This is a genomic window from Pseudoalteromonas sp. NEC-BIFX-2020_002, from assembly GCF_013002825.1.
Lineage (GTDB): Bacteria > Pseudomonadota > Gammaproteobacteria > Enterobacterales > Alteromonadaceae > Pseudoalteromonas > Pseudoalteromonas neustonica.
Genome location: NZ_JABEPJ010000034.1, coordinates 1 through 22,162, shown reverse-complemented (window position 1 = coordinate 22,162; position 22,162 = coordinate 1). Strand labels below are relative to the sequence as shown.

The following is a 22,162-nucleotide window of genomic DNA, read 5'->3' as shown; positions in this document are numbered from 1 at the left end:
AAGATATTAGCTATTATTTGATGAATTACTATAACTGGCGCAGGCCGCATAGCCACAACCAAATGGTTGCCCCTGGAGTAGCCGAAGAAAAACTTAATTCACTGTCCGGAATTAGTTGACCACAACAAACCCTACTCAAATACTCCCAAGGTGAGTGCTTGTTGAGGTATATATATTAATCACTGACTATTTTAGTTATCGTTTCAACATTAACTTGTTGATTTAAGTCACCTCTAATAACTACTGTTGCAGATATTTTATCTTGAATGGCTTGCCTGTTTGGATCCCAAAAAATTTGTAAAAAGCCCAAAAGCCCAGTTGCAAAACCAGCTCCATATCCGCCATAACGGCCAAATGAATCCCATAAACTTAGGTAGTCTCCATTAAGTGCGACAACTCGAATATTACACAGCTTTTTACCGGGGGTTTGCCCTCTCCATAACAAGGAAAATAACGTAAAATAAACAGCCGCCCACCCAAAACCTAATCCTAAATCTTCAATTATTCCTTTACCCCATTGCAAAATACTTGTTGATGACTGAGTTTTTTGCGAAGTCAGTACAGGCGGTGTTTTAATTTCTTTATCGAGCTCTTTAGCAGGTCTTTCAACCATAGCCCATAATACAACTCGCGTAATAACAGTGTACTCTTGCTCTGCGATTTCTTGTAATTTAGGAACATCTGCTATTAATTGCTCAAGTGCGCTTTGTTGACACAAAAAATCACAATTTTTTTCATTTTCGGTCTGCTCTAAATAATTCAAAACTTGTTGTTTTTCACCTGACTTTAAAACTATGTCTTGATCTTTATTCACCTTATTAACAACTCTATCTCCTTCAACGTAGTCAATCCCCTCCGAGAGCAATACCAATGAACAAGTAAACAATGCGCTTGCTGCGAGTATCTTTAATACTCTGCGCCAAAATGAAGACATATTCGGTAGATATTTTCCTGCAGTTCCTTTATAAAAAGCCATTGCAGCAACAAATGCAATTAATGCAGCGCTGAGTTTAGCCGCTAAGAATATAAGCGCCACATCAATAATTATTGCCACAGCTCTACGCGTAGGGCTTGCCAAAGGTAAACCCAGCAATGCCTGATCAATTTTAAACGCAAACGGTGTTACGATCTCCCTCGTTTCGGTACTTGATAATTCTAATTCAACTATTTCTTTTGCTTTCATAAGCTGTCGCCTTTTATTATTTTTATTACAGCTAAAGCGCCGCACATTAATGCACTTCACATTTATAATAATTTTACCACGTTCAATAAGTAAAAAGAGACTTGTTTATTTACATCTCGAAGTGCAATCTAACAACATCCTTTAATTTAACTGCGTTGAGCTTAAAAACAAAAAAACCAATTTATTACACACAGCTTAAAAAGTGATCGTCCTTAAACTTATCAGCCTAAGGACAATATCCCGCTAAATACTTTTCATCGCATTCTCATATATTTTTAGCACAACACTCCTTGGGAGTATTCGGTTGAGGAATACATAGAATTTATTTTCAAATAATGGAATTTCCCTGATTTTACCTTTAAATAATGCCTTTAATCCCAGCTTCGCTACTTTATTTGCGCTAATTCGATGCTTAGCGCTAAATGTGCCTTTATTATTTTTTGAAGTGTCTGCGCCATCAAAAACAAAAAAGTTAGTATCAGTCCTCCCTGGAGATAAACACGTAACAGTGACATTATCAGCACGTACTTCCAGCGCTATTGCTTCACTAAAACTGGCTACATACGCTTTTGTTGCACAATACGCTGCCATATAAGCCTGTGGCTGATAAGCTCCCGTGGACGCAACATTGAGTATATGTCCACGGCCATGTTGCGTCATATGTTCGGCAAAATAGTGTGTAAGGGTTGTTAACGCAGATATATTTACAGCTATCATGGCGTTAATATCACTCACTTTAAGCGCTAAGTGTTTACCATATAAGCCAAAGCCTGCATTATTAATCGCTATATCAATGACAAGTTTTTGTTTTTCTAGCTCCTCAAGCATTGCTTTTACATCATTGTCATTAGCAAGATCAGCAACAAGTGTTAAGCGTACACTCGGTAATATGCGCGCTATTGACGTTAATTTATCTGCACTTCTGCCATGTAAAATAAGACTATATCCCAGAGCTGATAGTTCTTTAGCGAAAGCCAAACCGATTCCTGAGGTGGCACCACTTACAAAAGCTATTTTCATATTCATTCACCTTTTTTGATTAAGGTGAAATTCTAAAGTCTCCTCTATAGGGGAGAGTCAACGGCTTTTTAAGAGTCCTCTAATAAACATTGGTTATAACGGGCTACGCGAGCTTCCAAGTCAGTCAAACCAACCAGTTTTAACTCAATTTCTTGGATATGCTTAATATGGATCTCTCGTTTTTTATCGATTTCATTTCGTAAAAGATCAATAGGAATAAGCCCATGCTGTGCTTTTTCTGTGGCGAGCGCCGTTAACTCTTTTAAAGTAAAGCCGTAGGTTTTAGCCAACTTAATCATCGTTAATATTTCAATGTAGCTATCATCATAAACACGGTATTTACCGCTTCTTTGTGGGCGTTTTATGAGTGCTATTTCTTCATAAAAACGAATTGTTTTAACGCTAACACCTGATTTTTCTGATAATTTCCCTATAAACATATTATGTTCTCAATTTTACGTGTGGTGGTATTGTATTTTTCTTTCTATATAAACCAATGCGTTAAGACCTAATCACCTTTCAGTATTAACATTTTTCAATCTACAGGCGGTTTAATCGCTCCTAGATTGAACGAACTTCAATCCACAAAGGTCAACACGCCCTAGGCAATTAATTTAGCTTTGCTTGCTATAGCGGTCACAACAGCATCTTCAATAGAGTGCAATTTAAATGGTTTTGAGATAAACATATCCATACCTGCTTCTTTACAAGCGACTTTATCTGTTGACGACGTATTTGCTGTCAAAGCCACAATTAAGGTACTTTCGTGGTTACAAATATTGTCAGCGCGCAAAATTTTAGTGGCTTCTAAACCATCAAGCTGTGGCATCACACAATCCATAAAAATAAGATCATATTTCCTTTGCTTGCATTTTAAAATTGCATCTTCCCCGTCCACCGCAAAATCAGCCTTAATAGCTAATTTTTCCAAAGATGCATCGAGTACAAACCTGTTTATTTGGTTATCATCAACAACCAAGACGGATAGATTGGTAGCGTCTATATCAACATTCAAACGTTGATTAATCTCAATTTGGGCTTCTCCGACAGCAAGTGGAATATCAATAATAAACGTAGTGCCACTATTAAATTCGCTATTTACACTGATAGTCCCATTCATGTAATCAATGAGTTCTTTAACAATTGCTAATCCTAATCCCGTACCGCCTTTACTTCTTTTTGCATCAACTTCTTGAGTAAAAGGTGAAAATAACGAATCCAGAAAAGGTTTTGTCATCCCTCTACCAGTATCACTTATCTCTATATGCAATGCATACTTATCATCTAGGTCGCTAACATCAGCACTAAATTTCACTTCGCCTTTTTCAGTAAATTTTAAAGAATTACTTAATAAGTTTGAAACAATTTGGCTTAGTCTCGCATTGTCACAATAAGCCCAGCAATCATCAGGAATTGTTATGCATGTTTGAAAATTGACTTTATTATCTTTAAATAAAGGAATGTACAACGACCCAAGATCTACAAATATCGTTTTTAATAAAAAATGGTTTGGTTCAAGCTTCAGCTCTCCATGATTTATTTTTGAAAAATCAAGAACCTCATTAATTATACTGAGTAATATATCGGCGCTTCTCAGTGCTACTTTGAGCTTTTCAACTCTTTTCTCTTCACGATGCTCATCTAAAAGCGTTGTAAGCATGCCTGTAATGCCATTAAGTGGCGTTCTCAATTCGTGGCTTATTTTTGCAAGTAGCATACTTCTGTCTTCTAACATTCGCTCAGCTTCGGCTTTTTTATTCTTTAGCTCTTCGCGAAGCATGACTGATTCGGTAATATCTTGTAAGGTGCCGAACAACCTTATACAACAACCATTTGTAAATTCAGCCTCTCCAAATGTTGAAACCCATATCTCCTTATTATTTGCTGTAGTTAGTTCTAGCTCCAGATGCCATTTATCACCATTTTCAATTGCGGACTCCACAGCTTGGCTAATGCTTTCACGGCTGTTACCCACTTTAAAAAACGCTATCGCGGAGTCTAACTCTGGTACATATAAATCAGGCACCTCATGAATACGGCGAGTTTGTTCACTCCAGATAATTTTGTCTTTAACTAAATCAACTTCCCAAGAACCAATATTTGCCACATTCTCTAGTTTCAACAGTGTGTTATTGTTTTTTAATAACTGTTCATTGGCTATCTTTCGTGCAAATTCGCAGCCAAGCCATTGCGCAAATAACTCAACATAGTCATGCGCTTCTTGAGTAAAAGGCATTGAAGCATTAGGAGAAGAAAAGTTGACAGTACCAAATACTTTAGCGCCAACTTTAATTGGCGCACCAATATACGATTCAAGTTGAAAGTTTAAATAACAGGGATGATTTGCAATGCTGCTTGTTGAAGCTTTGTGGAAGGTAAGCGCCGCATCAGCTGTTAATGTATGTACGCAATAAGTGCCATCTAGATCAAAAACAGTCTCTGGTGTTAAAGAGTCATCGGGTGTGATCACATACAGCACTTTATACGTGCTATTCTCAATTTCACTAATAATCGCAATATCTAAGTTAAAAACATCTAACCCAAATATAAGTAACTTATGTATTTTTTCATCAAAGTTTTTACTCTGATCAGATACGATATCATGGAAACGTCTAAGAAAATTCAATCGAAAATTCCTTATTTTTAATTTTCTTCAAGGTTACTCACACACCAATATGTATTGACTATTAAAACGTAAAGTTATTTATTCCTTTAGGGCGTGTTGACCTTTGTGGATTGAAATTTGTTCAATCTAGGGGCGATTTAATCGCGGCGCGAGGTTTGTAACCTAGCGGGCTAAGTAAAAACCGAGCAACAAAGAGTCAATCGCCCCTAGGAAGAACCCTTTGGGCAGCGCATGTTTGACATTTATACTGCGTTATCGCCTATTTATGGGGAACAACCACACTGCATAGGCGCTGCCTTGCCTAAATACCAAACATACTGCTGCAAAATCAATCACGAAAGGTCAACACGCCCTAATAGCGCCAAATAAAGAATTATTAAATTTTAATGTTCTCTAAGTCTACATCAAATCTAGTTATTTTTTAATAATAGCGCAACATACATTAAGTTTTACCTTTTTAAAGTTCATTTTGCCTAAAAAGCATTCTATTCATAGCTTTATATTGATAAGTGGATCGTCGTCCAAGTGGAAGCATAGTGTTATAGCTGCCTGATTGTATTGAATCATACTAAAATAAGCCAAATAAAAACGTTGTGATCCGTGCGTTAAAACTCTCACATATCACGACACTAAGCGACGATTAAACCGTAAATTGATACATAAGTTTCTTCAATTCTTCAGCATCTTGAGACAAGCTGTTACTTGACGCATTAGCGTTATCAACTAACCCGCTGTTCATTTGTATTATGCTATCCATTTGTTTTACTGCACTGTTAATTTGAGCAATCCCACTTGATTGCTCACTACTTGCTGTCGCAATATCATGCATCAAAGTAGCTAAATCTTTAATACTGGCAACAATACTGACTAATGTTTTTCCTGATTGTGACGCTAACTCCATGCCATGTCTTACTTTATCTGAACTATCATTTAAAAGAATGGCTATATTTTTGGATGCGTCCGCACTTCGCTGTGCTAAATGCCTTACCTCAGCAGCTACAACAGCAAAGCCGCGCCCTTTCTCCCCTGCACGTGCAGCTTCAACAGCGGCGTTAAGTGCTAATAAATTTGTTTGAAAAGCAATTTCGTTGATCACCTCGATAATATTTGATATCTCAGCAGAGCTTTTACTTATTTCTTGCATCGCATCGACGGTACTGGTGACAAGTTTTCCGCCTTGTTGGGCTTGACTATCAGTTAAAACGGCGAGCTCATTTGCTTTATGTGCATTTTGAGTATTAATTTGTACTGTTTCTGTGATCTCACTCATAGAAGAGGTTGTTTCTTCGATGGAAGCAGCTTGAGATTCTGTACGAATATTTAAATCACTCATACCTGAACGAATATTATGCGAAGAGTTTGTAATTGTATCTGCGGTTGCCGTTATTAAAGAGACCATTTGAGATAAGTTACTTACACTGATATTTACTGATTGCTTAAGCAGCTCAAATTGTCCCTCATAATTACCTTGCACTTGCTTTGTTAAATTACCTTCAGAAACAGCGTGCATAACCGCTATACATTCGTTTAATGGGGCTGATATTGCATCGAGTGTTCTATTAATACCTTTGACAATAACGAGAAACTCTCCTGAGTGCTTACTTTCTTCAGCTCTACAGTCTATATCACCTAAACTTGCAGCATTTGCTAATTGTGTACTGTCTTGCACCATATTGTGTATAGCTTCAATACTCGTTGCAAGGCTGTGTTTTATTTGTAAAAAATCCCCTCGATAATTAGTACTTAAATCAGTGGGTAGCACTCCAATTGAAATACTATCAAGGTACTTTGTTGTTAACTGTACAGGTTCAATAATTGAATCCAGTGTTGAGTTAAAACCATGTATTATTTTTTTAAAATCACCTTGGTGATGCGTTTCTTCGGCGCGCTTTGAAAGCTGCCCGTGTGATGCAGCCGCCACCAGCATATTTGTATCGTCTATTAACTGTATGATTGCTTTGGTTGATGTCTCAAGACTCTGTTTTATTTCTAAAAATTCGCCATTATATTGTCCGGTTATTACGGTTGGTATATCCCCTTTTGCTATCTGATTTAGATAATCACGGGTTTGATGAATGGGGCTAACAATTGCATCTAACATCTGATTAATACCATCAGCAAGCGTCAACATAAACCCCGTGTAACCAACTGTACTTAAGCGAGATCCAAGCTTTCCTGCTACCGCAGCTTTAATGATACTGTCTATGTGTGACTCAGCTTGTCGTTGCTGAGTTAAATCTGTTAATTCATAAACTATGCCTGATGTTTTACCACTTTCATCAATCACAGGGTTAGCGATAATATTAAATACAATATGAGCAAATGTAACCTCGCAGCACACTTGCTCAGAGTGCGCTTGTTGTAATGTGGAAAGTTGCGTTTGGTTAATAAATAGCTTATCAATCGTTGCCACTTCTAATACGTCTTTATATCCTATGATGTCTTCGTATGTTGTAAATAACGCGTGGCATTGTTGGTTAGCATATATTATTTGACCACTTTTAGTTGCTAGCATGACAGGTGACGTGGCGTTATCCAATGCTTGCTTTATACGACCATTTTCTTGAGCCTGCTCTCGTTGTTGTTCAACTTTTAGCTTTAAATCACATTGCATGTCATCAAGATTTGACTGCATCGTATTTAAATTAATAAGTAATTTACCTATTTCGTCATGACTACTAACCAAAATAGTATTTGAAAAATTGCCTTTTGCAATTTGTTCAGCAATATGTGAAGCACTTAAAATTGGACTAATAATCAATTTTTGCACGTAAATAGTCATAATAACGATAATAAAAAATGCCAAAACGATTAAAGCGATTGTACTTTGCGTAATAAATTTTTCTTTTTTAATAATGAGCTGTTCAGTTTTTTCACTCACTAACTCATCAATACTATTGTTTAGCTCCTCTAGCAGCATGGCCGATGCCCTATCAATCCCTTTTACTGCTCTATCACCTGCGTGCGTATTAAAATCAGCTTGTTGAAATTGCTCAAGCCCTATCATATATTGCTTACCTAGTTTGGCATGCTCGCTTTTAAACGTTTGTAACTGTTTAATCATCGCTGCAGGTAAGTGAGATGTGTTTATCAAACTATCGGTTAAACGTACGATGTCTTTTTCTCGCGCTTTAAATCGCGTCAGGTATTTGTCATATTGAGGTTCATCAAAGCCACGAATGAGGATATTTTTCCACTCTTGAACTTGCGATTTAAACTCGATCAATACTTGGCTAACTTGCTGGCGTGACTGTAACTCTTGATTTATTAAATCATCTAAATCCTTAGCCACCCCCTTTACAACTGACAATGCAAATAGAGCACCAAACACAATTGCAATAAATGCCCCAATGACAGTCAACATAAGCTTTGATTTAATACTGTTCATAATAACGTATTCCATGTTTATTACTTTTTCATTACACAGTTAAAATGTAGTAAGAAAATAAGCTTTAACAACTATTTATTTAATTCTGATACTGATACTGGTACTGGTACTGAAGATACTAATTTTATAGATACCTCACCGCGAGTAGTGACGCAGTAAAGAGATAGTTGGTATACTTTGCTCAATTGATGTTAAGGACAAGTACCTAAATGACCACAAAAACAAAAAAAAATAATTTTTTTAGCAATATCATTTTTAATATTATTTTACCTGCGATTATTTTAAGTCGCTTTAGCACTGCTGACACGCTCGGTCCAGTGTGGGCTGTCGTGGTCGCACTGGCATTTCCAATACTATTTGGTTTATGGGAGCTTAAGCAATCTGGAAAAGTTAACTTTTTCTCAGTATTGGGCATCATTAGCGTATTACTAACGGGCGGCATCAGCTTATTGAAGTTAGATCCATCTTATATTGCGATTAAAGAAGCAATGGTGCCGGCTATTATTGGCGTGATTGTACTGATCAGCCAATACACTCCTTACCCTTTAATACGTAAACTTTTGATCAACCCAGATATTCTTGATACAGAAAAATTGGCAAGTGTATTAGAGCAACATAATAATACGGCTGTGTTCAATGCTAAAATGCGCTTGGCTGGATTCATTGTAGCGTGTGCGTTCTTTCTATCAGCAACGTTAAACTACTTTTTAGCAAAAGCGATTGTAGTGAGCCCCGCTGGCACTACCGCTTACGCAGAAGAACTAGGCCGTATGACATGGTTGAGCTACCCCGTCATTGTACTGCCAACTATGGTTATGCTTATTGGCGCGATTATTTTTACATTTATGCAAATTGGTAAATTAACAAAACAATCAATTGATGAATTTATCTTGCCCTAATACATTATGACCCACTGATATTAAATGGTGGGTTTATTTGATGTTCCTTTTTCTTCATACTATTTCATTTTATTGCCTATACTCTGTGTGACATTAGTTTTTTAGCTAACTTAACTACAGGGTATAAGGGAATAGTATGGCCTCAACACGCTCCTCATTTAATCTATTAACCTCGTTACGTGCCAAATTGATCGGTGCTTTTTCTGCAGTGATGATCATTCTTGCCATTATCGGTTTAACCTCCTTTTTCGCATTAAAGTCCGCCTCTGATGGTTTTAAAGATTATCGCGAACTAGCACGAGATAGTAATCTTGCCGGAATTTTACAATCAAATATGCTTATGGTGCGTATGAACGTAAAAGATTTTTTGCTCACCGGCAGTAACAAAGATATTGAACAATACACACAATATTTTAATGATGTTGATGCCCTACTCAAAAAGGCCAAAACCGAAATTAATAACCCCCAAAGAGCTGAAATGGTTTCAGAGTTGAGCTTAGAAATAAATACCTACAACGCAACTTTTGACGTAATTAAACAATACAGAGTTGAACGAAACATATTGGTTAATGAACAACTCAATACCCTCGGCCCACAAATGGAGAAAGATCTCACCGATTTAATGTTAAGCGCTTCAAATAGTAACAATATTCAAGTCGCACATTTAGCTGGGCTGGCAATGCGCAACTTGTTACTTGGTAGACTTTACGTTATTAAATTTCTAGAAAGCAATGAAGAAAGCGCTGCGCAACGTGTACGCCAAGAATTTTCAGCATTCGATACTCAAATTGCACAACTTCAAACGGCCTCTGCTGCTGGCAATAGCCAATCCTTGATCAATAAAGTAAATGATAATCGAAATAGCTATTTAGATGCTTTTGAGCAAACCGTTAATATTATTAATGATAGAAACGATAAAGTAACCAATACCCTTGATGTGATAGGGCCTAAATTTGCAAGCTTGGTTGATGATCTAAAGCTCTCAGTTAAGCGTGACCAAGATCAACTTGGCCCACAGTTAAAAACTAAAAACGAAAATGCAATCAATCAAATTGTAATCTTCTTTAGTGCCGCTTTAGCGCTCAGTGCTGTTATTGTGTTTTTCTTAACGAAAGTCGTTATGAAGCAACTTGGCAAAGATCCTACTGAGCTTGAGCACATTGCACTGGCTATTGCTAAAGGTGATCTAGACCAAGAATACGACGAACACAAACCCGAGGGAGTGTTCAAATCAATGTTATCAATGCGAGATAACTTAAAGATCGGTCGTGACAAAGAAATGCAAGAACGTCGTATTGCACAGGTTAATGCGCGCATTAAAAATGCGCTCGATAACGCCAGTTCAAGCGTGATGATTACTGATAAAGATCATAATGTCATTTATATGAATGATGCCATAAATACGATGTTTAGTAATATCGAGAAAGACATCCGCACAGAGTCACCTGGCTTTAATGCAAAGCAAATCATCAATACTCCACTGGCGACCCAGTTTGATTATTTTAAAACTATACAAAACGATATCAATCACTTAACCAATGTTTTTAATGGCCAATTTGTTATCGGTAGCCGTACTTTTATTTTGGTTGCAAGCCCTGTGATCGTTGATAACCAGCGTGTTGGGACCGTTTTTGAATGGGAAGATAAAACAGATTGGCTCACACAAGAACAAGAAAAAACACGTATAGCATCTGAAAATGCCCGTGTAAAATATGCCTTAGATGGCTCATCCGGCCGAGTAATGATCACCGACAAATCATACAATGTGATTTATCTAAATGACGCTATAAAAACCATGTTTGCAGAGGCTGAAAATGCAATCCAATCTGTGGTTTCAGACTTCACTGTACAGGCAGTTTTAGGCGCAAAACTCGATACTCACTTTTCGCACTTCAGTGATTTACTAAACCAGTTTGATGATCAACAAAGTAGTATTAAAACAGAGCTTATTATTGCGGGTCATACTTTTAGTATTGTGGCGAGCCCTGTAAATGTTAATGATGAACGCGTAGGTACAGTTATTGAGTGGGAAGATAAAACACAATGGCTTGCACAAGAACAAGAAAAAACACGTATCGCATCTGAAAATGCACGGGTTAAATACGCCCTTGATAGTGTATCTGGTAATGTCATGATCGCAGATCCTGATCTGAATATTATCTATGCCAATAACGAATTAAAAACAATGTTCAATAATGTTGAAGCAGATCTTAAAACTCACATAAACAATTTTGATGCACAAAACCTCTTTACCTTAAGTATTGAACAGTTTTATCTTGAACCAGAGCAACAAAAACACACCTTTGAGGCACTAACAAGTACATACCGTAGCACAGAGCATATAGGTAACAGTGTCTTTGCACTCACGGCAAATCCTATTTTTGTTGATAATCATCGCATTGGCACCGTCCTTGAGTGGGTTGATAGGACTGCTGAAGTAAATATAGAAAAAGAGATAGACACAATAGTTCATGCTGCATCGCACGGCGATTTAAGTAAAAAAATAGATATTCAGGGTAAATCAGGATTTTTTGAAAAACTGAGTACCGGATTAAACTTACTCGTAGAGACCGTAGAAGTTTCTGTTAACGATGTAACCTTAATGCTTGGTGCAATGGCACAAGGGGATTTATCAAAACGTATAACCAATGAGTACGCTGGTACGTTTGGTCAATTAAAAGAAGATACCAATGCAACTGCAGATAAATTAACCGAAATTATTTTTGGTATCCGCTCTGCTGCTAACAGTATTTCTCAAGGTGCTAACGAGATAGCTCAAGGTAATGCTGATTTAAGTCAACGTACTGAAGAGCAAGCAAGCAGTTTGGAACAAACTTCTGCAAGCATGGACGAAATAACTGAAATAGTGCAACAAAGTGCGGTCCGTTCAGAAGAGGCTAACGATCTCGCCCAAGAAGCAAAAGAACGAGCGGAATCAGGGGGCAATATTGTTAGCCAAGCAGTTAGTGCGATGCGCGAAATAAACGACTCAAGTAAAAAAATTGCCGAGATTATTTCTGTGATTGACGAAATAGCCTTTCAAACAAACTTACTAGCATTGAATGCCGCCGTAGAAGCCGCAAGAGCGGGTGAACAAGGTCGAGGGTTTGCAGTCGTCGCTGGTGAGGTAAGAAACTTAGCACAACGTTCATCTAGTGCAGCAAAAGGTATTAAAGATCTCATTCGTGATAGTCAGGTCAAAGTTGCCGAAGGCACCGAGCTGGTCAATCGTTCGGGTGATACATTACGCGAAATAGTCGAATCCAATGCTAAAGTCCGCGATATGATGCAAGAGCTTGCAGAATCAGCGAGACATCAATCTGATGGTATACGACAAATAAACTCAGCCGTTACTCAAATGGATGAAATGACGCAACAAAACGCAGCACTTGTCGAGGAGGCTGCCGCTGCCGGTGAATCAATGGCAGAACAAGCAAGAGGAATGAATGAAACAGTTGATTTTTTCAGAACTTAAACGAACCATTTAAAGGCTTTGAGTATAATTATGCAACAGAGCCCATTGAGCTTTTAAAATTGATATTCGCAATCTTTGGGCTATTTAATCGCGGCACGGAGTTTGTAATACAACCCTAAAAAGCTCCCCCTAATAACACCTCTCTTTTAAAGTAAGGTGTTATTAGGATACTTGCTTCAGACATCTAACTATATGCTTTAATAAAACGTGATACGCAGTCTTGAATATACGTATCAGGTGGTAACTCTCCTTCTTTAGCCTGGCCTAAAGCATGGCGCATTTTCCAATCCCCTTGTGTCATGCCTAATAACTGTAAAGTAGCAAATGTTGAATTTTCAATATTGAGCAAGCCCTCTTGCGCCATACACTGCAAGCAGGTTTCAACTTGCTGTAGCACCATTTTTGGTGCTGCTTCATAGAAGAACACACCTAACTCTGGGTATTCATCTTTATGTGCAACACATGTGTCGTACACTCTCAGCGCTTCTGGCGAAAAGACTAAAGCAATAAAATTAGTCACTACTCGTAAAAGATTCGATTCAACACTTTGTCCGACATCAAATTGTTCTTTTCGTAAATTAGACGATGAACAATGTGCCGTTATTGTTTCAACAAACAAGTTATTTTTATCTTTAAAGTGGCTATAAACAGTTTGTTTAGAAACCTCAGCCAATTTAGCAATTTGATCCATGCTGGTATTAGGAAAGCCTTTATCCATAAATAATGTGGTTGCAGCTTTAATAATCTGCTGTCGTTTTTGTTCTGAACGGCTCAGGGTCGTTATTTCCATTATCACCTCAAATCAAACTAGACAGTCTAGTTTGATTGGTTTATATTTATTCAAAATTAGACTCATTAGTCCAATTCTAAATCATTCTGCGTGTGTAGCAAAGTGCTGCACGTTTAATACGTATGTAATACAGGCTCATTTAGCGTGACTACAATATGGATATACCGATGAAAAAACACCTGTTTGGAGCAATAATTTTACTTGCCCCCTTTTTAAATAACGCTCAAAACCTTGTCCATGTGGCAGCTTACACGGTAAAAAAACAAGCTGGCTATAATCAAACGCGCATGCTCAGCGGTCAAGTTATTAAACAACATGACGCCAAATTGAGCTTTGAATTTCCGGGTAAGATTGAACAAATATATTTTGACCAAGGGCACACAATTAAACAAGGTGAGGTCATTGCACGTCAAGATACACAGCTTTTAGCCATTGAAAAACAAAAACTACACGCCCAAAAACAACGAACTCAAGCACAGCTTACATTAGCTAAACTGGAAAAAAACCGTTTAATAGAGCTTGATAAAAAAAATTACTCGGCCACCTCCGCCCTTGATCAAGTTAAAACGAATATCGCAGTACTTAATGCCGAACTCACAGGAATAGAAGCAAGTTTAAATGAAGTAAGTATTCGCACTCAAAAAGCGCATTTAACAGCTCCCTTTAATGGTATTTTAGGCCAACGCTTTGCATCACAAGGCGAGATTGTCGCAGCAGCTACACCCATTGTTCGTTTAATCGAAAACCAACACGCGCAAGTAAGCATAGGTATTCCACTCACATTAAAAAGTACCATTAAAAATAGCATGGATATTGAAATAGCAGGGCAAACCTTTGCAGCACAATCACTCAGTAAAGGTGCGAGTATCGACTCACGAACGCAAACCTTAACCATGCGCTTTTCATTACCTAACCACGCAGTGGTTTACTCCGGTCAGTTAGCAAAATTAGCACTGCATCAATATCAACAACAAACCGGTTTTTGGGTGCCACTAGATGCCCTTGCAGATGGTATTCGTGGTACTTGGCAAGTTTACCAAATTACAGACAACATTTTAAAACCTATCATAGTTCAACTTTACTATGCTCATGATGGTTACGCATTTATTGGTGCGCCACTGCAAGATGGCGATCAAATTGTAGCCAATGGCATGCATAAGTTATCAGCCAATATTTTAGTTAATATTGTTGAAAATAAACCGACTAAGGTGTTGTGATGATCCAGTATTTATTTAACCATGGCCGCTTTCAGGCGTTACTGGTTGCGTTGCTTATTGTTAGTGGTTTAGCCGCAATTAATGGCCTACCGCGTACTGAGGATCCGCGTATATCGAATCGTTTAGCTATTGTTACCACAGCATTACCCGGTGCCAGTGCCGAGCGTGTGGAAGTTCAAGTCAGTGAAAAAATCGAACAACGACTTAAATCACAAGCCGAAGTAAAACATGTATCGTCTATTTCTCGCCCAGGATTGTCGGTCATTACCGTCGAATTAAAAGATGAGATAACCCATGCACCACCGGTTTGGTCACGGATGCGTGATTTACTCGGTGATGTTCGCAGTCAACTTCCCGAAAACGCTGCACAGCCGCTACTTGATGACGAGCGCGGTTACGCTTACACCCGTATTGTATCTGTTAATGCACGCGACGACTCTATTACAATGGCAACACTTAATCGCTACGCTAAAGAGTTACAAAACCAATTGCGTAACGTCTCCGGCGTTGAGCTTGTACATATATTTGGCCAAGCCGAAGAAGAAATTCGTGTTACTGTCGATCAACAAAAAGCCAGCCTTGCTGGTATTTCGCAAGCTCATATTCATGCAGCAATAAAGGGCGCTGATGCAAAAGTGGCTGCGGGCACATTAACCAATGATAAGTCACAAATGCAAATAGAGGTTACAGGTGCTTTTGATTCTGTTGCACGTATTGGTGCAATTCCCGTCAGTAGTAATCACACTGCTAGCCAATATCAACTCTCTGATATCGCAGACATATCACGCACAATTAAAACCCCAGTCAGTGAAATTGCATTAATTGATGGTAAACCAGGCCTATATATCGCCATTCGTATGTTACCTAAATTACGTATTGATAAATTTTCAGATAAAATCGATGTCGTTGTACAACAATTTGAGCTAGAACTGCCCAATCAAATTGAACTACAAAACATTTTTGATCAACGTGGTTATACCCAAGAACGCTTAGGTGATTTACTCGGTAATATTGCCGTAGGTTTTATACTTATATTAGCTGTATTATTTATTACCTTAGGCTTCAAAGCCGCGTTAATTGTAGGTACTGCATTACCGCTCACGGTATTATTCACCCTGGTAAGCATGCACTTATATGGTTTACCCATCCACCAAATGTCAGTCACCGGTTTAGTTGTTGCGCTGGGGATTATGGTTGATAACGCCATTGTGATCACTGATGCAGTACAGCGCTATCGTCAGCAAGGACTCAATGCTATTGCTGCAGTTGAAAAAGCCGTGGCACATTTTTGGCTACCGTTACTTGGCTCAACCCTCACCACGATTTTAGCGTTTGCACCTATTGCTTTGATGCCCGGTGCTTCAGGAGAGTTTATTGGCGGCATCGCCCTAAGCGTGATTTTTGCGTTGATTGGTTCGTACATAATTTCCCACTCATTGGTTGTGGTATTTGCTGGGCAATTTATAAATAACGAGCAACGAACAGGCATATTTTATCAAGGTATACGCACACCAAAGCTCAGTAAACGCTTTGCAGCTACATTAAAATATAGCCTAGCAAAACCAAAACTCACATTGCTGCTAGTGTTTATATTTCCCGTTGCTGGCTTTTTCGGTGCAGGGCAACTCACCGAGCAATTTTTCCCGCCTTCAGACCGCGATATGTTTCAAATTGAAGTGCACTTTGCCCCGCAAGTAAGTATTGAATCCACCCGTCAAGCAATCAAAGAAATGGACGCCCACATTCGCAAGTCACAAGGAATAGAAAAACTTGATTGGATGATAGGCACAAATTTCCCAAGCTTTTATTACAACATGATGCAGCGTAACCGCGGCGCAAATAATTACGCGCAAGCGATGGTCAAAGTCACCGATTTTAGGCGTGCTAATGAATTGATCACCGCGTTACAACATCAGCTAGACAGTGAGTTTCCACATGCGCAAACACTGGTAAGAAAACTCGAACAGGGCCCACCATTTAATGCGCCAATTGAAATGCGAATTTACGGACCTAATCTCGATACTTTGGCCGATCTCGGGCAACAGTTACGAACCCAATTAATCGCCCATAACGATATAACTCATACCCGGCCAACACTCTTATCTGGCTCACCAAAACTGTGGCTAAATACTGATGAAGCCGCTCTTACTCATGCAGGACTGAGCCTCAGCGGTATGGCAACACAATTGCAAAGCCAGTTTAATGGAGTGGTCGTAGGTAGTATTATTGATAACACAGAAACCGTCCCTGTCCGCGTTAGAGTCGCGGATAACCGCAGAGACGATATTAGCTCCTTATTTAGTACGCAATTAAATACAGCAGCCAACGCCACTCAATTAAACACTACACAGCCGCTATTGGTTGAATCATTTGCCAGTGCAACATTAAGCCCATCTCGCGGATCTATAGCTCGTCGCGATGGTGAGCGAGTTAACATTATCGAAGCCTATTTAGCAACCGGCGTATTACCGCAAACGGTATTGAATGATGTAACCGCAACAATTGCACAATCAGGCTTTGTGTTACCTCATGGCTACAGACTAGAGCTAGGTGGTGAATCACAAAAACGCAATGAGGCGGTCGGTAAATTACTCGGGCAAGTGGGTATTATAGTAGTGTTATTGATCACCGTGCTGGTTATGTCATTTAACTCATTTACGACCACCGCATTGATTTTAATCAACGCCTTGCAAGCAGCTATGCTTGGTTTGCTTAGTGTATTTATTGCCGGCTACCCGTTTGGTTTTACTGTAATCATCGGTTTATTAGGTTTAATGGGATTGGCTATTAACGCTGCTATTGTCATTTTGTCAGAGCTCAACTCGCTTCAAGCACTTACTGACAAGAGCAAAATCGTTGCCGCTGTAATGACTTGCTCACGCCACATCAGCTCTACCACTATCACCACCGTTGGTGGTTTTTTACCGTTAATACTTGCTGGCGGAGGCTTTTGGCCACCATTTGCCGTTGCCATTGCAGGTGGAACGGTGTTGACAACAATGCTATCGTTTTATTTTGTCCCTGTGGCGTATTATTTGCTGTCTAAGCGAAAAGTACATCAAAGCCAAGTAGTCCCTTAACTTCTAAGTAAAATCTGTACGTTATGGCACATTTATTGTTCGTAACGTACTATGGCGCAAATAACACACCGCTTTAAAAGGTGACTATTAGCCTACTAATTGTCACCTACTTAAAAATTTATTCATAATAATAAAGTGAGCTATTTTCATTATTATGATCATAAACCTCAAATTGTTTACTTGCATTTATTGCTGGGTGTTCAATAATATAGCTATAGCTTATTTAAAAAAGTGCTCCGAGTGATCTTTTTAAAACATAATCAATTTTATTCATTTGTGTGGCGCATATTTTTTTCTTTCTTTTTACTCGCGACTTTATTCAATAACTCTGTAACAGCTGCACCATCAATACATGGTACAAAACTTACCGACTTTAAATACGCACAACCTTTATTTACAACAATTGATGACAACGCAAAGATTGTTAATGGCGCTATAACAAGTGGGATTGAGGCTAATAACGGCATTTTCTGGTTTGGCACCCAAAATGGATTAGTGAGTTTTGACGGCGTCAGCTTTACGCGTTTTGAACATCAACCCGGTAATAAAAATTCCCCCGCAGCTGATTACATAGTAGCTATAGCTCAAGATCAAGACGGGGGCATATGGTTAGCAACCCGTACTTCTGGTTTAACCCGCTTTGATCCTATTAGCAATGAATTCATTCACATCAGTACTCAAAGCCAAAACATGGCATTGATGAGCAATACCTTACGCACGCTTAAAATAGACAGCAATAACCAATTGTGGGTAGGCCATGAGTTAGGTGTAGAAAAGCTCGATCTTAATTCAAAACAAAGTACTCATTATATTTTGCCCACACAAGGGGAGATCACATATCACTTTTTTGAAACTAACGATGGCGCTATTTGGGCATGCTCAACTAAAGGTGTGTTTGTAAAGGGTGTAAATGATACTCATTTTTCAAGTATTTCTCAGTTAAAAAACTTAGACATACGTTCAGTATACCAAGACCCGACGGGGACATATTGGCTTGGTAGTCGAAGTGGTTTATGGTTTTGGGATGGTGTAAGCGATCCTGTTTCAGCGAGTAGTGACAATTCACACGTTAATAGTAATGCTTATGTACGCTCTATTATTGCCTTAGATAACAACCAAGTGTGGGTTGCAACTTACGGTGAAGGAATTTGGGTATTTAACCTAGAAACAAAGCAATGGTTAAATACCTACAAACATGATCCTTCAGTTGCAACAAGTTTAGTTTATGATGAAATTGGCACTTTATTTTTAAGCAAAAATGGAACAATTTTAATAGGCACTTGGGGGGCTGGCCTACAAATATTGAATAGTAATACCGTGAATAATTTTGCAATGCTTCGCTATACTTTACTCCATGATAAAGGCTTAAGCTATGCTAATGTCCGCACAATTTTTGAATTAGAAAATGGCACAATACTTGTCGGTACTACGGGCAATGGTGTTGATGTTATTGAACCTAAAAATGGCCGGTTAAAAACAATTAACTCTGATCTCTCAGGTAAAAAAATCAGCAACGTCGTATCCCTTGCTGAGCAGAAGGATGGGACTTTATGGGCGGGAACAACATCGTCAGGGCTGGTAAAAATACATTTGAAAGAAGGTCATTTCTCACAATTAGAACTCACAGGGTTAGAGAAAGGCGCTATTTTGCGACTGTTGGTGCTCAATGATCAATCTCTAGCCGTTGGGACAGCTAAAGGTGTATGCATTATAAAACGAGGTAGTCGTCATTGTGAATCTTTGATAAAAAAATTAGACGGCAAAAAGATGAATGATACCGTTACGTCCATGATTCAAGATAACGCTAGTTCGCTTTGGATCGGTAGCCATAATGGCCTTTATCGTAAAAGAGCGGATCAAACTGTGCTTGATCACTTCCAAACAGATAACTTATCACAAGGACTTAGTCATAATTACGTATTAGGGATGGTAGTTGATCAAGCAAATAATATGTGGCTCACCACCAGCACTGGTTTTGACAAAGTGACTGATTTGGAGCAAATACAACCAATATTTAATCAGATGAAAGGCGAATTTCCAATCGGTAAGCAATCACCTGGTGCTAATATGCTGATTGATAAAGATCAACGAATTTGGAGTGCCACTAGTATTATTGATTTATCGACAAAGCAGTTTCGCCTTCTAAATAATGGCTACGGTGTAGACGTTGGGGTTGCTTGGTTAGGATCGTATACTAAATTGCGCAGTGGGTTAATGGTATTTGGCGGTACAAAGGGCGTGCTTATAGTCGACCCAAATAAGTTTCCTTTTTCTATTACTCCGAGTAAATTAAATACAGTACGTCTAAAGGTCAATGGCGAATCAGCCCCTTTATCTCGCTTAAATAACTTCATCTTAAAACCTGAGGAGGCAAGTTTTAATATACAGATAGCGGTCAATGAATTACTTCACAAGTCACTTGTTTACGAATACCAATTATTACCAGATCAGCCTCAATGGCGACTTATTGATGCCGATGCTCCTTACGTACAATTAAGTAAGCTTTCCCCACAAGACTACACCCTAACAACACGGGCATATTATAAAAATAATACAGCACAGATCTCCCCTTCAGTACTCTCTTTTACTGTACAACCGACGTTAATACAAACACTGTGGTTTCGTTTATTAATTGTGGGTATTTCACTCATAATTTTGGGGCTCATTTTTCGCTGGAGAATTGGTATAGTCAAGGCTAAGGCAATAAAGCTTGAAGAGCTTGTCAGTCAACGTACACGCGAAATACAAGTAATTAATCAAATCGGACAACAATTCACACTCCAATTACTCTTGGATGAATTACTCAATGATATATACGCACAAATCAATGAAATTTTTCAAGCCGATCGTTTTGGAATTGGTATTATCAATAATGATAAAAATTGTTTAGAATTTAACTATGCAGTTGAGCGTGGGGTTCGTTACGTTGCTTATGAACGTTCAATGGAGGAACCAGGACAACTTGCTGTCTATGCCGTTGAACACAATCAATCTGTATTAATAAATGACTACGACACTCAGTTTCACCACTATTACCCTGAACAAGATAATGCTAATCATCAACTACACAGTGGTAGCAAAGAAATAAAAGCATTATCAATGATGTATGTTCCGATGCAACATAACGGAAAAATGCTGGGTGTAATTAGTATTCAAAGTGTTAAGCCCAATAGTTACCATGCACATGATTTAACATTACTAGAAAGCTTAGCGTCATATGTAACAATCGCATTGTCCAATGCACAGTCTCATCAGCATTTATTGGAAATGCACCAAACATTACAAAATAATATTGAAGAATTAAAACATACCCAAGAACAGCTAATAATGCATGAAAAAATGGCTCAATTAGGACAATTAGTTGCAGGGATTGCGCATGAAGTAAACACCCCTATTGGAATAACCATTACTGCTTCTAGTATATTACAAGATTATACGCATCAATTGCAAAAGCACTTTTCGGCGAATACTTTATCTCGCAGTATTTTTAACCAATATTTTGAGCGCGCGGATCAAAGTTTAATACTAATAAAAACAAACGCAGAACGTGCCGCAGAGTTAGTACAAAGATTTAAACAAATTGCCGTAGAGAACTCCTTTGAAATAGCTGAATCAATAAACATAGAAGAGTTTATTTACGACATAATCAAAAGTCATACAAGCACAATTGCAGCAAAAAAAGTTCAAGTAGATATAAATATTGTAAATAAAGGAAAACTGATTAGTTGCCCTAACGCTTTAAGTCAGGTTTTGTTTTGCATAATAAACAACAGCTTAACACATGCATTTAATGATGTGAGCAACAAGGTAATTCATTTCAAAATTGAGTTCACACAAACGCAATGCTTAATTGACATTGCAGATTCTGGAGTGGGTATTGCAGCTGATGCAATAGATAAAATTTTTGATCCGTTTTATACAACAAACCGATCACAGGGGGGAACAGGTTTAGGTTTAAGTATCGCGTTTAATTTAATGCATCAGGTTTTACAGGGCACTATTGAATGCGAAAGTGAAATAGGAGTTGGCACTACTTTTTCATTATGTCTACCAATAAATATACGTCACAACCTTGAACATGAAGGTCAGTAGTACATCTTTCCCTTATTCATTTAATTGAACAATTAAGCAATAAGACTATACAAGTATTTGCTGTGCTAATGAACTTTGCAAAACCCCATGCTGATATTTAGTTTTATAAAAAACAGACTCTAACACTTGTTAGAGCCGATTATAAAGCCTTTAAAAATCTATCGGCTAGCTAAAACAATCAACATTAAATATATAAAGAGCTTTCATTTTTACTCGGTTACGACAGGCATCGCTTTTACAGGTGCTTCGTCACTCAGTAAATATTTATCAAGCCACTGCTCTTGCTCCCAAAGTACATGCAGCAAACTCTTACGAGCACGATATCCATGCGCTTCATAAGGCAACATCACTAAACGGGCATCTTTACCTAACCCTTTTAGTGCGGCATACAT

Annotated in this window: 12 protein-coding genes; 5 read left to right on the top strand and 7 right to left on the bottom strand. The window is 38.3% G+C overall.

Annotated elements, in window-relative coordinates; genetic code table 11:
* Window positions 1–175 precede the first annotated feature (175 nt).
* From HJP15_RS21360 to HJP15_RS22245, 5 genes are all read right to left on the bottom strand, one after another.
* Complete coding sequence (locus HJP15_RS21360) at window positions 176–1,183, bottom strand: RDD family protein (protein WP_054205048.1); 1,008 nt, start codon at window positions 1,181–1,183, stop codon at window positions 176–178.
* A 243-nt stretch (window positions 1,184–1,426) separates the two neighbouring features.
* A complete protein-coding gene (locus HJP15_RS21355) occupies window positions 1,427–2,203 on the bottom strand; it encodes an SDR family NAD(P)-dependent oxidoreductase (RefSeq protein WP_170174596.1) in 777 nt (258 codons plus the stop codon).
* A gap of 68 nt (window positions 2,204–2,271) precedes the next feature.
* Window positions 2,272–2,643: a MerR family transcriptional regulator gene (locus HJP15_RS21350; RefSeq protein WP_054205050.1), complete on the bottom strand. Its 372-nt coding sequence runs from the start codon at window positions 2,641–2,643 to the stop codon at window positions 2,272–2,274.
* Window positions 2,644–2,804: 161 nt separating this feature from the next.
* Entirely contained in the window at window positions 2,805–4,829 is a 2,025-nt protein-coding gene (locus tag HJP15_RS21345) for a hybrid sensor histidine kinase/response regulator (RefSeq protein ID WP_169327440.1), read from the bottom strand.
* A 640-nt stretch (window positions 4,830–5,469) separates the two neighbouring features.
* Window positions 5,470–8,217 (bottom strand): methyl-accepting chemotaxis protein, encoded by a 2,748-nt coding sequence (locus HJP15_RS22245; protein WP_170174595.1) that lies wholly within the window; start codon window positions 8,215–8,217, stop codon window positions 5,470–5,472.
* A 209-nt stretch (window positions 8,218–8,426) separates the two neighbouring features.
* Between HJP15_RS22245 and HJP15_RS21335 the strand changes: the two genes are divergently transcribed.
* Both HJP15_RS21335 and HJP15_RS21330 read left to right on the top strand, forming a co-directional pair.
* On the top strand, window positions 8,427–9,116 hold the full coding sequence (locus HJP15_RS21335) for a VC0807 family protein (protein ID WP_054205053.1): 690 nt from the start codon (window positions 8,427–8,429) through the stop codon (window positions 9,114–9,116).
* Window positions 9,117–9,252: 136 nt separating this feature from the next.
* The gene (locus HJP15_RS21330; RefSeq protein ID WP_170174594.1) at window positions 9,253–12,591 is read left to right on the top strand and encodes a methyl-accepting chemotaxis protein; all 3,339 of its coding nucleotides are present in this window, start codon (window positions 9,253–9,255) and stop codon (window positions 12,589–12,591) included.
* Between the two features lie 184 nt (window positions 12,592–12,775).
* On the opposite strand, the gene HJP15_RS21325 is transcribed toward HJP15_RS21330, so the two are convergent.
* Entirely contained in the window at window positions 12,776–13,381 is a 606-nt protein-coding gene (locus tag HJP15_RS21325; protein WP_054205055.1) for a TetR/AcrR family transcriptional regulator, read from the bottom strand.
* A 167-nt stretch (window positions 13,382–13,548) separates the two neighbouring features.
* On the opposite strand from HJP15_RS21325, the gene HJP15_RS21320 reads away from it, so the two are divergent.
* The 3 genes from HJP15_RS21320 (at window position 13,549) to HJP15_RS22355 (ending at window position 21,770) form a co-directional block, all read left to right on the top strand.
* Window positions 13,549–14,598 carry an efflux RND transporter periplasmic adaptor subunit gene (locus HJP15_RS21320; protein ID WP_170174593.1) on the top strand — a complete coding sequence of 350 codons (1,050 nt, stop codon included), beginning with the start codon at window positions 13,549–13,551 and terminating at the stop codon, window positions 14,596–14,598.
* The gene (locus HJP15_RS21315; protein WP_170174592.1) at window positions 14,598–17,678 is read left to right on the top strand and encodes an efflux RND transporter permease subunit; all 3,081 of its coding nucleotides are present in this window, start codon (window positions 14,598–14,600) and stop codon (window positions 17,676–17,678) included. Before HJP15_RS21320 ends, HJP15_RS21315 begins: the two co-directional genes overlap by 1 nt.
* A gap of 240 nt (window positions 17,679–17,918) precedes the next feature.
* A complete protein-coding gene (locus HJP15_RS22355) occupies window positions 17,919–21,770 on the top strand; it encodes a two-component regulator propeller domain-containing protein (RefSeq protein WP_170174591.1) in 3,852 nt (1,283 codons plus the stop codon).
* Window positions 21,771–21,979: 209 nt separating this feature from the next.
* On the opposite strand, the gene HJP15_RS21305 is transcribed toward HJP15_RS22355, so the two are convergent.
* Window positions 21,980–22,162: alpha/beta hydrolase family protein (locus tag HJP15_RS21305; RefSeq protein ID WP_170174590.1), on the bottom strand; the 183-nt coding region annotated here is incomplete at its 5' end.